This window comes from Colwellia sp. NW0002-52-1 (genome assembly GCF_057550865.1).
The window spans coordinates 36,903-52,017 of sequence record NZ_BAAJLU010000018.1; the positions used below are offsets into that span (position 1 = coordinate 36,903).

The 15,115-nt window shown below is 37.9% G+C and carries 12 protein-coding genes, 5 tRNA genes and 1 pseudogene; 3 read left to right on the forward strand and 15 right to left on the reverse strand.

What is annotated here, in order from left to right; translation table 11 throughout:
* Positions 1-417: 417 nt before the first annotated feature.
* Positions 418-2,796: a putative bifunctional diguanylate cyclase/phosphodiesterase gene (locus tag AC27H3_RS15295; protein WP_487107513.1), complete on the forward strand. Its 2,379-nt coding sequence runs from the start codon at positions 418-420 to the stop codon at positions 2,794-2,796.
* 31 nt (positions 2,797-2,827) lie between these two features.
* On the opposite strand, the gene AC27H3_RS15300 is transcribed toward AC27H3_RS15295, so the two are convergent.
* The 5 genes from AC27H3_RS15300 to AC27H3_RS15320 form a co-directional block, all read right to left on the reverse strand.
* Entirely contained in the window at positions 2,828-3,607 is a 780-nt protein-coding gene (locus AC27H3_RS15300; protein WP_487107515.1) for a ZIP family metal transporter, read from the reverse strand.
* 53 nt (positions 3,608-3,660) lie between these two features.
* Positions 3,661-4,935, reverse strand: a complete 1,275-nt coding sequence (locus tag AC27H3_RS15305) for a mechanosensitive ion channel family protein (protein WP_487107517.1) — start codon at positions 4,933-4,935, stop codon at positions 3,661-3,663.
* Positions 4,936-5,210: 275 nt separating this feature from the next.
* Entirely contained in the window at positions 5,211-5,525 is a 315-nt protein-coding gene (locus AC27H3_RS15310) for a hypothetical protein (protein ID WP_487107519.1), read from the reverse strand.
* Positions 5,526-5,968: 443 nt separating this feature from the next.
* Positions 5,969-6,943, reverse strand: coding sequence for a transposase (locus tag AC27H3_RS15315; protein WP_487107521.1), 975 nt, complete (start codon positions 6,941-6,943; stop codon positions 5,969-5,971).
* Between the two features lie 79 nt (positions 6,944-7,022).
* Entirely contained in the window at positions 7,023-7,247 is a 225-nt protein-coding gene (locus AC27H3_RS15320; RefSeq protein WP_487107523.1) for a hypothetical protein, read from the reverse strand.
* Positions 7,248-7,374: 127 nt separating this feature from the next.
* Here AC27H3_RS15320 and AC27H3_RS15325 point away from each other — a divergent pair, with 127 nt between their 5' ends.
* Entirely contained in the window at positions 7,375-8,529 is a 1,155-nt protein-coding gene (locus AC27H3_RS15325; RefSeq protein WP_487107525.1) for an IS110 family RNA-guided transposase, read from the forward strand.
* Between the two features lie 465 nt (positions 8,530-8,994).
* On the opposite strand, the gene AC27H3_RS15330 is transcribed toward AC27H3_RS15325, so the two are convergent.
* Positions 8,995-9,228: a hypothetical protein gene (locus AC27H3_RS15330; protein ID WP_487107527.1), complete on the reverse strand. Its 234-nt coding sequence runs from the start codon at positions 9,226-9,228 to the stop codon at positions 8,995-8,997.
* Between the two features lie 242 nt (positions 9,229-9,470).
* On the opposite strand from AC27H3_RS15330, the pseudogene AC27H3_RS15335 reads away from it, so the two are divergent.
* A pseudogene (locus AC27H3_RS15335) lies at positions 9,471-10,442 on the forward strand (integron integrase).
* 278 nt (positions 10,443-10,720) lie between these two features.
* On the opposite strand, the gene AC27H3_RS15340 reads toward AC27H3_RS15335, so the two are convergent.
* The 9 genes from AC27H3_RS15340 to AC27H3_RS15380 form a co-directional block, all read right to left on the reverse strand.
* Positions 10,721-10,797: transfer RNA gene (locus AC27H3_RS15340), tRNA-Asp, on the reverse strand.
* Positions 10,798-10,847: 50 nt separating this feature from the next.
* A tRNA-Asp gene (locus AC27H3_RS15345) sits at positions 10,848-10,924 on the reverse strand.
* A gap of 66 nt (positions 10,925-10,990) precedes the next feature.
* Positions 10,991-11,067: transfer RNA gene (locus AC27H3_RS15350), tRNA-Asp, on the reverse strand.
* Positions 11,068-11,133: 66 nt separating this feature from the next.
* Positions 11,134-11,210, reverse strand: a tRNA-Asp gene (locus tag AC27H3_RS15355).
* Between the two features lie 65 nt (positions 11,211-11,275).
* Positions 11,276-11,352: transfer RNA gene (locus AC27H3_RS15360), tRNA-Asp, on the reverse strand.
* 173 nt (positions 11,353-11,525) lie between these two features.
* Positions 11,526-12,755 (reverse strand): TIGR03503 family protein, encoded by a 1,230-nt coding sequence (locus tag AC27H3_RS15365; RefSeq protein WP_487107529.1) that lies wholly within the window; start codon positions 12,753-12,755, stop codon positions 11,526-11,528.
* Positions 12,756-12,934: 179 nt separating this feature from the next.
* Positions 12,935-13,669 (reverse strand): DNA polymerase III subunit epsilon, encoded by a 735-nt coding sequence (dnaQ, locus tag AC27H3_RS15370; protein ID WP_487107531.1) that lies wholly within the window; start codon positions 13,667-13,669, stop codon positions 12,935-12,937.
* Positions 13,662-14,207, reverse strand: coding sequence for a DUF2919 family protein (locus AC27H3_RS15375; protein WP_487107533.1), 546 nt, complete (start codon positions 14,205-14,207; stop codon positions 13,662-13,664). The genes dnaQ and AC27H3_RS15375 overlap by 8 nt, the downstream gene beginning before the upstream one ends.
* Positions 14,208-14,213: 6 nt before the next feature.
* Positions 14,214-14,978, reverse strand: coding sequence for a DUF599 domain-containing protein (locus tag AC27H3_RS15380; protein WP_085306224.1), 765 nt, complete (start codon positions 14,976-14,978; stop codon positions 14,214-14,216).
* Positions 14,979-15,115 lie beyond the last annotated feature (137 nt).

Here is a 15,115-nt window from a genome sequence, read left to right on the forward strand (position 1 = left end):
TTTGTGCTAACTATTTTGTTGAATTTTTTAATAATGCTACGATTGTTATTACCAATATGGTGCTTAACAAGTATTAATTCAAGCTTATTTGGTATTAAATTAAACCATTGATGAGAGCTAAAAACAGCTGGCGATTCCCAACACTATAAATACTCTACAACGCAAAATTTAATTAGCCAATTAATTAAATTTTAACTTACACTAACATGTTATTGCATACTGTAATAATATGTTTATATCTAAAAAATAAAGCTTGTTTACACTTTATAAATGTTTAACTTAGACGCAATTTATACTAAAGATTGACTATAGGTTTAGCTCGGGTAAGCTAGTGATGTTAATCTTAGATTTCAATAAATTAGATATTTATAACTGCATTAAGTGTCGTGTATTATTATTGTTCAATAAAGGGTAACCATGCGAAGCGTATTGGATACAAAAAATAAAAATAAATATAGCCGCTATCGTTTAAAACTTACGGGTTCATTGTTGGTTTTACTTGGTGCAATTGCTATTGGCTTTACCTTGTCAATCATTCAGATACAGTCTGGCATTGCTGTTTATTTAGCTGCATTAAATAATTGGTCTAATGGAGTAAGTGAATCCATTAGACAATCTAAAAGTTACCTACACTCAACTGATCCTACTGAACTACAATTAATTCGAGAAAAATATCAAATTCCGCTAGGAAATCTCCATGCACGCCTTTTTATTGAAGCCGAAACTTTAGACTATAAGTCGGCATATCGCAGATTTTTACAAGCGGGTAATCACCCTGACGATATCGCTCGTATGATATGGCTATTTCGGTTATTTCAAAATGCGCCTTATTTTAACGAGGCGATAAAAGCTTGGCGCAGCTCTGACCCATGGGTGATAAAGTTAGGCGATATAATAGAAAACCTACCTAAAGTTTCTCAAAACTCTGAATCTGAAATACAAGCAGTTAAGTTAGCGTTAGATGAAATTACCAATCGTTTAGCTCAGCCGCAGAGTGAATTTCAAATAAAAATGAGTTTAGCCAGCCGCGTAATAACTACGCTACTCTCTATTGCCAGTGTTATATTTTTTATTCTTTTAGGCGGTATTGCTGCCCTGCTACTTAATAAATTAACTGCTGCAATGCGTGTTTCTGAGTACAAATTTCGTAGCACTTTTGAAAATGCCGCCATAGGAATTGCTCAATTAGATGCTAATGGCCAAATTATTGAAGCTAACAATGCTTTATGTAGTATTTTAAAATACAACTATAACGTATTATCACAACTCAGATATAACCAACTGATTCATCCGGATGATTGCAATATATTTCATGAAGAACGTTCTTTACTCGATCAAAATTTAAGTGATCGAGTAACTTTCAAACAGCGTTTACATAGTATGGATAAAAGCGTTGTTTGGGTACAAACCACTATGTCGCGTTTCGAATGGGGTAACCCATCTGAAATACGTTACATTTGCATAATTGAAGATGTTTCTGAACAACATAGGCTCAGTAACGAATTAAGTTATCAAGCGCGCCACGATGACTTAACTGGATTAATCAACCGCAGATCATTCGACAGTTATTTAAGCGCGGCTTTACTTAAGGCACGCACTGAAAACTTATCACATTGCCTATGTTTTATAGATTTAGACCAATTTAAAGTTATTAACGACACACTTGGCCACTTTGCTGGTGATCAGCTTTTATTACAAGTTACTCAATTATTCAGTCGCCAACTCAGAAAAAGTGACTTATTGGCTCGATTAGGTGGTGACGAATTTGGCTTAATTCTTGATTGCTGTGAGCCAGAACAAGCACTTAAAACAGCTGAAAGCCTGCGTAACAGTTTATGCGAATTGCCATTTAGTTGGAATGGGCGTGCGTTTAATATTACCTGTAGCATTGGCATTACCCCCATTCTAACAACCAGCGAAGATGAAGCTGCATTATTACAAGCCGCAGACTCAGCTTGTCATATGGCAAAAGAGCAAGGCAGAAATCGCATAATAATGACATATCAAGATGATATTGAGCTTGCAGCTAGACGCGTTCAAATGGAGTGGATTGAACGTATTCGAAGAGCAATTGAAACTGACAAGTTATATCTAGATGCACAAAAGATTGTGTCTTTATCGTCTGATAATACTAGCCACATTGAAGTATTGGTTCGTATGCTAGGAGATAATAATGAAGTGATACCTCCGAATGCATTTATCCCTGCTGCAGAGCGTTTTAATCTCGTACATTTAATAGATCGCTGGGTTATCCATAAAGTGTGCTCACACCTGCAAAGTTACCCGTTAAAACTGAATAATATTGACGTTTGCCACATTAATATTTCCGGCAAAAGCTTTGATCACGAAGATTTTACACAATTTACCATCGAAACAATTAAACAATACAATATTCCAGCCAATAGCCTCTGCTTTGAAATAACCGAAACGGCAGCTATCAGTAACTTAACGCAAGTATGCGAATTTATGGAGCAACTCAAAGCTATGGGTAGTAGCTTTGCTTTAGATGATTTTGGTGCCGGCTTATCTTCATTTGCCTATTTAAAACAATTTCCCGTTAAATATCTCAAAATAGATGGTGCATTTGTTCGAAATATGGCGAACGATAATACCGACAAGGCAATGGTTAACGCTATCAGCAACATAGGAAAAACCTTAGGTAAAGTTATTGTTGCTGAATTTGTGGAAGACGAACAGGCCTTAACTTATCTAAAAGAAATGGGAGTGGAATTTGCTCAAGGATATTATTTACATAAACCCGAAAGGCTGGATGGACTTGTAAATATTACCCCATAAAGTTTACCTATTTTATACATAAACTAAAGCATTAACTAAACATTTCACTGGCACTATAAGCGACTAAAAAACCTATGGCCGCAATAGGGCCAGTTATATCATGCATATCTTCAAATGCTTCTGGGATCATGGTTTGAATTATCATCACCAAAATAGCCCCTGCTGCCACCGCGGTTGCAAATCCAATATACTCATTGCCATATTGCCCTAAAAGCGTAAAACCTAAATAAGCTGACAGCGCCAACACTATGGTAATAACTATCCAAAGTGTAAAAACAAAACTTGCACTTTTACCTGCTTTTTTCATACCTGCCGAGCTTGATAAGCCTTCAGGAATATTTGACATAAATACGGCGAAAACCGTAACCAAAGCTACACTGCCGCCTTCTAACATACTGACACCAATAGCCGCAGATTCTGGAATACCATCTAAAAGCGCACCTAAAGCAATGGCCATACCGGCAGATGAAGCTACCCTAGCTTTATCCGTTTTTACTGTCACAACCTTTGGTACACCTTGTGATCGCTTTCTGTGAAGCCCACCACCATGAGCTACAAAATAGTTAGCAATAGAGTAGACTAAAACACCTGCAGAAAATCCACTCACCGCATATAACAGCCCCCCTTGATCTGTCGCCTTAGCCATTAACTCAAATGATAACGCTGAAATTAGAACACCGGCACCAAATGCCATAATGCTAGAAATAACTTTATGCGGTAACTTGATAAAATAACCAACTATCGAGCCAAGTATCAGTGCAAGGCCTGAAACGCCACCCCAAATTGCAGCTTCTAATGCTTGATTAACCATGGTAAATCCTACTTAATATCTTGTTAACTTATAGCCCTACCGACTTGATTATACTAAATATTTTTAACTAATGAACGTATATCGTTACCTGTTGGCGATTCATGAACTCGCAATGAAAATGCAGGTAAAACCGCAATAATATGATCAAAAATATCGGATTGAATATCTTCATAAGCGTTCCAACTTGTGGTGTTAGTAAAGGCATAAATTTCAATGGGTAAACCATTAGTGGTTGGCTCTAACTGACGAACGATTAACGTCATACTTTGATGGATTTTAGGGTGGCTCTTTAAATAAGACACCAGATATTTTCTAAATGTTCCAACATTGGTCATCCGGCGGCCATTTTGCATCACGGTCATATCAGCTTTTTTATCGGCATTTTCTTTTTCAATTTCTGAAATTGTACTGGTAATATAGTCGCTCAATAATTGTGCTTTTTTCAATTCATTTAATTGCTCTTTATTTAAAAAACAAACACTGCTCATTTCAACATGAATACTGCGTTTTATTCTTCTACCACCAGCTTCAGACATGCCACGCCAGTTTTTAAAAGAATCTGAAATAAGTGCATAAGTTGGAATTGTCGTAATAGTTTTATCCCAATTCCTTACTTTAACCGTGGTTAATGCAATATCAACCACATCACCGTCTGCGCCATATTTCGGCATTTCTAGCCAATCACCAACAGCAAGCATGTTATTGGCAGACAACTGTATACCGGCAACTAAACCTAATATAGGATCTTTGAATACGAGTAATAAAACCGCCGACAAAGCCCCTAACCCGCTCAATAAAATAAGCGGAGACTTATCCATCAGTAATGACACGGCCAAAATTGCGGTTAACACACTCGCCACAAGTTTAACGGTTTGTAATAAACCTCTTAGTGGAAAATGTGCTCGCGTTTCTCTTTTATCAGAAATTGACTGAAGAATATCTAATAAAGTAAATAGGGATAATAAAGCAAAAAGAATAATCCATTGGTCGGTTATCACCTCAATAACATGCAGAAACCATACACCTTCAGCTATCCAGAGCTTCGCTTGTATAACAACTAAAGCACCTTGAAACGCAAATGAAAGCTGCCTAGCTAGTCGTTGAATCAATGTTGTTGTTAAGTTTTCTCCCTGCAACGTATTTTTATTAGTTATTTTATCCGTAATAAACCGCTTAGCGGCCCCTCTAATAAAATAATGTAAGGCAACGGCAAAAGCAGTTATCCAGAGAATAACTATAGTGTCATACCAAAAAAAAGCATTACCAGGGAGGTTTGCTTCAAACCAAGCTAATAAAAACTCTTTTATTTGTGCTCTTGTTTCAGTCATTATTTAATTACCTTATCCTTTACTTCGCTATTTAATTTACTATTTAATTCACGAATAAACATAAACAAAAAAGTCATCGTTTGATAGCTGATATTTTTCCAAGTTGAGTTTTAAAGTTATATTTAGAGTTTGAGTTTGAATGTGAGTTTGGAATGATACTAGTCTTAAAATAATTTTGGGTCTTCAATGTAGAATGATTGTCTTTGTTAATTTGCCCAAGGTAACGCCCCGATAACATCAAAACAACACGCACATTTCGAACAGAAATCAGCCAACTATTTTTTATTATAATATAGTGTTTGCTGTGTGCTTGATTTACTTGGCCAAAATTGCGCTAAACTACCAATAGCAAAACAAATACCAACATACAGCCAAACAGAGCTAGCCACAAACTGCCAAATATCAAAGCCAATAGAAACAACAAGTGACGTAATTCCAAGTAAAGCACGCAAGATACAAAGTAATGCAATAGTAATTAAAGCTGGCTTCAGTAGAGGTACTTTACGAATGAGACCTGCGCCTGAAAATGCAAACATAGTACAAGCAAACATTAGCGTGGCAATTATTATTGTACCAATAGGGGCAAGCATAGTTCCTTGTTGAGCGAAAATTAAAAGTGACACTCATTATTAATTTAAAAGTGACTCATTATAAATATGACCTAACTACATCACATCTAAATTTAAAGAAATCAACTATTGTTATATTTAAACGACACATTTTTAACAAGTAGAGACAAAATTACAGATTGATCCCCCAACCTGCATCAAAACATCAATTTTATGGCAAAAAATTAAAAGTGACACTCATTATTAATTTAAAAGTGACTCATTATAAATATGACCTAACTACATCACATCTAAATTTAAAGAAATCAACTATTGTTATATTTAAACGGCACATTTTTAACAAGTAGAGACAAAATTACAGATTGATCCCCCAACCTGCATCAAAACATCAATTTTATGGCAAGTTTAAGCCTCAAGTAAGGACTTGTTGACTTTATGGTGTTTAAAATCGGTAAATCGTGAGTTTACGCAAAGAGTTTTTTGCAGTGGCTTAAGTTTTGTCGTCGTTTGAGTTGTTGATGTTCGCAATAATCACTGAGTACATCTTCGCGGCCTATTGCACCATGAAACTGTGTTTTAAATTCAGTGGTGATGGTTATCCAGTTTTTCGGTGATATGTTTAATCGGCTCAGTATGCTTGGTAGGTTTTCGTCGATGTAGCCGGGCTTATCTTCTCTGATACAACGGCCGGTGAGTTCGATTAATTGTAGATAGTCAGTCAGCTCAAACGGTAGGCCTTTAGGCATGCTTTCTCTGGGATTTCCAACAAAGGGCATGAGGGTTTTGGGTTGTTGGCTTTGTGTGGCTTGCTCGCAGCGTAGTTTAAAGCTGGTGTGCGTTGAGTCTTCTGGGGTGTTGGCGATATTGGCGCGAATGGGGTTTAAGTCCACATAAGCCATACAAGCGGCGAGTGCGGCTTCATCTAGTAAGGCTTGAGATTTAAACCGACCTTCCCAGAACCTGCCTGTGCAGTTATCTTCTTGGTTGGCGGCTCGTGCAATATGTTCGTTGATATAGCCCATAAACCAGCTGATTTTCATCAGGCGTTTGCGATACACTTCAGCAGTGGATTCAACGATAGCCATTGAGTGTTTTGGGAGTACATCACCACGACAGAATTGTTGTGTGAGTATTGTGCCCTTGTATAAGCGGTGCCAGCGCTCAATCACCTCTTTCATGCTCCATTGTTGGGCTTTTTCTTCATCAATAAATAACACCACATGATAATGGTTACTCATTACCGCATAAGCACAAACGTCAATGGCGAATACTTGGCTGAGAAAGTGTAACTTCTCTTCTATCCATTCTCGGCGGTGTTCAAAGCTTTGTCCGGATAAGGTATCTTCACCGCATAAAAAAGCGCGTCGAACACAACGCGCCACACAATGATAATACGGGGTGTCGATTAAACTGATTTGCTGCTTCCTTGGCGTAGCCATAACTCACCTGAGATAATGTTGTGGGGTTTTCTTAGTTTAGTTCAGTGTTCTGTAATTTCAATTTAGGATGGGTGTCCTGTTAATTCCTAATAAATCGCAATTTAGCCATATATGTAACATTTTTTTGCTCTTTAACAAGACTGATAAATTTGTTTATAGTCTGAGAAGCAAGTGCGTGAGCTTTTGTTATTTCAACATCTTCTCTATTTATATTGGTAAATTGAGGCGCAACTTCGGTGTTTGTTTGAGCAGCGAAACTACCAAACCCGATTAGCCCTAACAATGAGACAAAAAAACTCTTCAAAATAACTCCATACTACGCAATGCACCTAGACATAATGACTCCCCACAAGGTGCTAGCCTCCAAATTCGTGGGTTAGTAAAACCAGAGCCATACTTAGTGTGTTAAACAACTAAAAATGGAGACTAGCATGAGTAAACATAGCATAATTTATATTGGTTTAGATACCCATAAAGTATCTACTGAAGTTGCACATATTGAAGACCAACGTGGCGCAAAAACGGTTCATCAAGGAAAAATTAAAACAACCAAAGCCGCCATCACGAAACTTGCGAGGCAATATCAATCTAAATATCCCAATGCGACATTGCATTTTGTTTATGAAGCAGGTCCCTGTGGCTATTGGATTTACCGACTACTGACGAGCTTAGGTCATTGCTGTTATGTCGTTGCGCCTTCGCTTATCCCTAAAAAGCCAGGGGATAAAGTCAAAACTGATAAACGTGATGCAATGAAGTTGGCCAAACTCCTTAAAGATGAGGAGCTAACCCCAATTTATGTCCCCGAGCCTGAAGACGAAGCGATACGTGATTTATCAAGGGCGAGAGAAACCGCAATGAAAGACTTAAAGGATGCAAAATTCCAACTTAAAGGCCTATTTCTTCGCAACAACATCACCTGCAAAGTGAACGACAATTGGTCAAATCAACATTTACGTTGGCTAACCGAATTAGTTTTGCCGCATCCAAGCCAACAAATAGTACTGCAAGAAATGATACAAACCATTACCGAGCGTATTAAGCGCGTAGAACGGTTGGTTAATGAATTAGCGCATCAAGCAAGATTATGGCGCTATTACCCGGTTGTTCAGGCATTGCAAGCAATGCGAGGTATTCGTTTTTTAGTTGCTGTAGGCACCATTGCAGAGTTAGGTGATTTAAGACGCTTCGACCATCCGAGAAAACTCATGGCTTATTTAGGATTAGTCCCCAAAGAAAACTCAAGTGGCGATAATCGAAAGCAAGGCGGCATCACTAAATGTGGGAATGGCCGAGCACGGCGGTTATTAATTGAAGGGGCTCAAACCTATAAGCACAACGCCAACGTGTCAACCGAGCTACAAAAGCGCCAAGAAGCACTGCCTAAGGTCGTTATTGATATTGCTTGGAAAGCCCAACTAAGGCTTTGCCGACGATACAAACGCCTGATACAACGCGGTAAGCATCGTAATATTGTTGTCGCTGCCATTGCTCGTGAAATGCTCGCTTATATTTGGGCGATATCACGAGAAGTAATACTAGTGCCTGTTGACCCAAGCACGCGTATTTCAAGGGTACTAGCATAATCAAAAAGCGAGTCGCAAATAAAGGCAACAACATGAAAAAGAGAAAAGATTAAATGAGAAAAAGTTTTGAGTTAGCGCATGGAGTCAAGCATCGGGTGTGGCACAACCACCGAGGGCGTTAGGATGGCAATAGCCTAGCGGCTATTGAACCACGAGCATAGACTGAAATTAGGTGTCACGACGGAAAAAGTAAGGTAGGCGCTGTTAGCCAATAGGTTAATAATCCACGAATATCAGCATGATAACCGACGAAATTACTTGCTTCATTCTATGCGTTAACTCACTCAACTTGAAAAGAGAAAAAATTATGGCTCGAAAAAAAGCAGGATATTTTGCGGTTTAACTTGACGTGGGGAGTCATACCAACGCCCTCGTTAATGGGCAAAATATAGTTGGCTAGAATAAGCGACGAAGGAGCAAAAGCCAACTGTATTTTGTCCTTATTTAACAGCTTGTTATATGCAATTACTTGTTGCAAGCACAAGCTAACTTCCCATTTTCTTGATACCACTCTTGGTAATCACCATTAACACCACAATTTCGCTTTACTCGAGGGCACTGATTTTCTCTATAACTAACATCAGCTCCTGTAACAGCACTTGTTACAGCCCCCATAGTTTTTTCAGTAAACTCTTCCTTAAAAGTTGATGAAGAACAACTCGATAAAAATACAATTAACATAATTGGAGTAAATTTCATGCGTATTCCTTTTGCATATAACAATTTAATAGGAGGCAACTTGCCTCTTTTACAGCAAAAAAGTTTCCACCTTATTTATTTTACATATTAATAACAAATCTTTGCAGCCAATACCACTACTAATCTAAAGATGAAAACAAAAATTTCGCTAATAGACGAAATGAGGCAAATTGCCTCATTTCTTGACTTGGGTGGAAATACTGCAATGCTGTATAAAAACACAGCACATCGAGATAAATAAAATGAGAACCAAATCACCTTTTCTAAATAGTGTTGTCGAGTATATGTATAGTCGCCATTATGCGAAAAAATCTATCGAGACTTACATTGGTTGGATAGCAGCTTATATAAACTTTCACAATAAGCGCCATCCTGCTTCTATGGGAAATAATGAAGTTGAATTATTTTTAAATCATTTGGTCGTCACTAAAAATGTTGCAGCTCGAACACAGGCTACTGCGCTTAATTCTCTAGTATTTCTGTACAAGCATATTATACAAAAAGAATTAACACTGGAGTTGAGCTTTATAAAGAGCAGCAGACAGCAAAAGCTACCTATAATATTGACACCATCTGAAGTGTCTCGGCTTATGCTATATTTAAGCAAGCGTAACCTTTTGGTTGTTAGTTTATTGTATGGTAGCGGGTTACGCCTAATGGAAGCAGTGAAATTACGGGTTCAAGATATTGATTTTGAATATAAATGTCTTCGTATTTGGAATGGTAAAGGCACCAAACACCGCATCGTAACCTTAGCTCAAGAGTTAATACCTGCCTTGAGAAATCAAATTTGTCAGGTAGATGAGTACTTACAGTTAGATTTAGCAAATAAACTGTATGCTGGAGTCTGGATGCCTCACCTGTTAAGTAAAAAGTACCCTCATGCTAACAAGTCTCTGTAATGGCAATTTATATTTCCCTCCCACAAACTTAGTGTAGATCCTGAAACAGGAGAAATTAGAAGACATCATTTTGATCATACAGCATTAAGAAAGGCTGTAAAATCTGCGAGCGTTAAATCACAAATAAATAAGCCTGTAACACCCCATACTTTTCGTCATTCATTTGCTACGCATCTATTACAAAGTGGCGCAGATATTCGAACAGTGCAAACGCAATTAGGCCATAGCGATGTTAAAACAACTCAAATTTATACGCATGTATTACAACAGGGAGCTAATGGGGTAACTAGTCCATTGAGTCATTTACAATGAAATAACTGAATGATTAAACAATTAGAGTTTTTAGGCTTATTTGAAAATAAAATTAAAGATAAGATTCAAGAAATTTAGCAAAGTGGGCGGACGGAAATCGATCTCATATCTTTTACATGACAGATCGCTTATATAACAAAGAGGTAACCAACTGAACTATCAGATGTAATTATACGCTGAGTATATTAAGTTTTGATGTAGATTCTTTCTTAGATTTTTCTGAGGCTTTACTTGAGACTTTTATTAATTAGTGGGGTCTAACTAATAGTTAAATAAATTGGCGGAGTGGACGGGACTCGAACCCGCGACCCCCGGCGTGACAGGCCGGTATTCTAACCAACTGAACTACCACTCCGCGTATTTATTTCTGTAAATTTTTAAAGGATTTACAACCTTTGAAACAATTGGCGGAGTGGACGGGACTCGAACCCGCGACCCCCGGCGTGACAGGCCGGTATTCTAACCAACTGAACTACCACTCCGCATATTACTTTCGTAACTAATCGCTTCTGTAAATTTTGAAAGGATTTACAACCTTTTGAAACAATTGGCGGAGTGGACGGGACTCGAACCCGCGACCCCCGGCGTGACAGGCCGGTATTCTAACCAACTGAACTACCACTCCGCATATTACTTTCGTAACTAATCGCTTCTGTAAATTTTGAAAGGACTTACAACCTTTTGAAACAATTGGCGGAGTGGACGGGACTCGAACCCGCGACCCCCGGCGTGACAGGCCGGTATTCTAACCAACTGAACTACCACTCCGCATATTACTTTCGTAACTAATCGCTTCTGTAAATTTTAAAAGGACTTACAACCTTTTGATTAATTGGCGGAGTGGACGGGACTCGAACCCGCGACCCCCGGCGTGACAGGCCGGTATTCTAACCAACTGAACTACCACTCCATACTTTAATCTCTGCTTTCAACAACAACTCGTTGAATGCGGCGGGAATAATACGGTTAAGATTCGATGCAGTCAACCAGTTTTTTTCATTCATTTGTTCATATGTCTAATTGATGACCAATCAGGCGTTTTTAACAGCAAAACTGGCGAAATAATTCGATATCTCGCCTTTATTATTTCTTTTTACGTCGAATAAAAACAAACATTACAGCAGCTATTACTATGACTAAAGTATTTCCGCCAATAATATAGATGAGTGTTTCTTTTTCTTTTTGGGCTATTTTAGCTGCTTGCTCTGCTTTTGCTTTAGCTAATTCTTGGACACGTTTTTCTGCTTCTTGTGCTGCAAAGGCAATCGCTTGTGCTTTTTGTTCCGCTAAAGTTAAATTGCTCTTATCGATATTTAATGCAGAAATATCTTCATTTACTGCTCTTTCAACGTTAAATGTAAATTCAGACAGATTAGCCCGAAATTCTCTACCATTAATAGTATCGCCATATATTCCTGTTTCTATACGGTGCACACCTGGTTCTGTGTATGCAATTTCGTGGCTACGCTTTAAGCCTTTTTCATGTTTTACTGTAAAAGGCTGCACTTGACGGTCAGGAAAAGTAACGTTGCCTTGAATTAAAATACTGTCGGCTTTAACGAGTGTGTCGTCGATGGTAAATGTGACAACATGTGCGCCATTTATATTCTGTGTTGTTGTTACAGATACAGTTACAGGGTTTTTATGTACTACAACGGGCTTTTGTCTCAGCTCTCTTGTGGCCATTGGCATTTTTACAATATAAATAGGCTGCCATTCACCTGGGGCAAAATCTAATTCAAATTCGCCGGTAAATTTTGAATCATTGGCATGTTCATCAAGATCTCTGCCGTCATCACGAAATGACGATAACTTAACGGGTGCAGCACCAAAATTGTCGAATGCTGAATTATTTGTACTGAAAAAGTCAACATCAAGCATAAGTACATCTTTAAACGAAGGGTTATCAATGGCCATATCACCGTTAAAGAGTCGCCCTGACATTTTTAATGTTTCGCCCTGCAAAATAATTTCTGGCAATGGGGTTACTACTAAGTTTATTTCTGACACAACCATTATTTTACTGTTAGGCTGTACCTCTCCTATAACTTGCCAAGGGCCTATCATAGGTGATTTTATTTTTATCATGTCGAAAGTACTGTCATCAAACCATTGCACTTTATCAACAGGGTAGTTATTAATATTTAATTTGGAGCCGTCTGGTCGAACTAATATGACGGGTTGTGCGCCATTTCGGTGATAAAACAGCAAGGTAACTTCGTCAAGTTGCGCGTCTATACGAAAACGGTTATCAAAATAAGGAATTTGATTGGTCACATTATCGTCTTCGTAATACTCAATTTCTGACGGCATTTCCTGGGCATTGGCATGTAAGCAAAATAATAGGGTAATGCATATCGTAGATGAAATTTTGTTAAGAAATGATTTACAGTAAAAAAAACGCCATACAGCGTTTTTAGTTACAAGATTTGTGATGTTAATGCTACTGCTGAGCGCCTTGGTTGCTTTTGCTTGGTTTACTCTCTTCCTATTTACTCTAGCCATAGTGGCGCAGCCCCTTTGTCTTTGACAATTGCTAAACGGTTTTCGTGCTCAGCTACTTCATCGGCAGTAGCAGCTAAAACCTTTAATTTGGGACGGTCGCTGGTTAATCTTCTAATGGCATTGGCATCGCTACCCTCACCTTCGCCTTGATTTAAGTTGAAAGTAGCCTGTTTACGTGTCATTTCGATATAAACAAACGCTAACAGTTGGGCATCAATTAACGCGCCGTGATAGGTACGATCAACTAATTTATCGACTTTATAAAATCGGGCTAAATAATCTAAGGTTTTAGGCGAGCCAAATTCATCTTTTGAAACTTTCAATGTATCGGTAATGGTACAAACATCTGCTGTTTTAGGTAAACCCGAGAGCATTGAAAACTCGTGATCCATAAAACCAACATCGAACTTGGCGTTATGTATAACCAAACGTGCCCCTTTAATAAATTCTATAAACTCGTGTCCTATTTGTTCAAATCTAGGTTTGTCGCTTAAAAAGTCGTCGGTTAAACCATGAATGTTAATAACTTCTTGGTCCATGACCATTTGCATGCCGTGCGCCATAGGCTTGACATAAACATGGTAGTTTCTACCTGTTAGCTGACGGTTAATCATTTCTACACAACCAATTTCAACTATACGATGCCCTTCGCGCGGGTTAATACCGGTGGTTTCTGTATCAAGTATTATTAACCGCTCGTCTTGTGTGTTTTCTTCAATCAATTTCTAGGCCTTTAGTTTTTCTGTGTTTACGTGTGTTATGTTCAGGGAGTACTTCGGGAAATTCTGCAATATTTATTGAAAATCTTTTGCTTTTTATAATATAGACAATAGCTGATATTACCAATAAACAATGCATTAGAAGCCAAAGCGACGACTGTAATTGCCATACCATATAACCTAGTACACCAATCGCTAAATCAAATACTAGGGCTAAAATAAGTAAGGTTTTACATTTTTTCCAACAGGTTTTCACCCATATTGGTGCGTTAGGTCGCCTTAAGCTTAATATAAGTACAACAAATAAACCGATAACACCTGAAGCTAAATTTAAGTAAAACAATGCTGTTTGCGGGTATACCCATTGAATAAACCCAACATTGTCACGCATGTTAGTTACCGACATAATCCAAATAATATAAGCACGTAAAACTAACAATAAAATGGCATATATACCGGGTGCTAATTTTAAACAGTCAAAACTATCAAAATGCTTTGGTAAAAATTTTGCGTAATTTTTTGCGTAATTATTCGCTGACATAAGGCTTTATTTATTAGTTACGCTGATATCAGCTTTTGCATTGTTTGTATTTTTTGAGTGTTTAAGGGCAAACTCTTGCTCAAGACATTGTTGCCCAATGGTGATCGCTTTTACCGCTTTTGAGCGAAACTCTCTGTTGAACAAAGTATAAACAACAAATAAGCTAGCAAAAATAAAAATTAATGGATGGAAAAACCAACATAACGCGGCAATAGAAAAGTAAAATGCCCGTAATCCGTAATTAAAAGCATGTGCAGCTTGGTCTTGCACAGTAGCCATTTGTTCAGCGTACTTATTTAAATTTTCATTTTCACCGCTATCGTCAAATGGACATGCGCCAATCATGATATTAACAAAACCGTATTGCCTTAAAGACCAAGTAAAATGTAAAAATGCCATAACAAAAATTAACGCCAGCAAGCTTAGTTTTAATTGCACCATGGCGTGGTTAGGCGCATCGGTAAACGGAATTGAGCCAATAACAGATTCGAGTTGCTCAACCTGAGCAAATAGGGTGAGAACACCCGCTAAAATTAACAAGGCTGAAGAAGCAAAAAAAGAAATATTGCGTTCTAAGTTAGCTAGTAATGCGGCTTCTCCGACCCTAATGTCGCGGCCTATAACTTCATACATCCAATGCACTCTATGCTGATGTAAGCAACGAGCAATACAGTTTGTTGTTTTTGCTTTTTTTCGTGCAAAGCCAGTGTACCCTGCCCAACATATAATAAAACAGCTGAGAGCGATCACATCAAGTAGATAAATAGGCATAGTATTTATTAAGTCTAAACGTTGATTCTGAAGATAATGTTATTATGCTTTAGAAATTTTTAATATTCGAGGGATTATTCTTTTATATTGCAAACAAAGTACAGTGAAATAAGCAATTAAACGGGTTGAGTTATTCC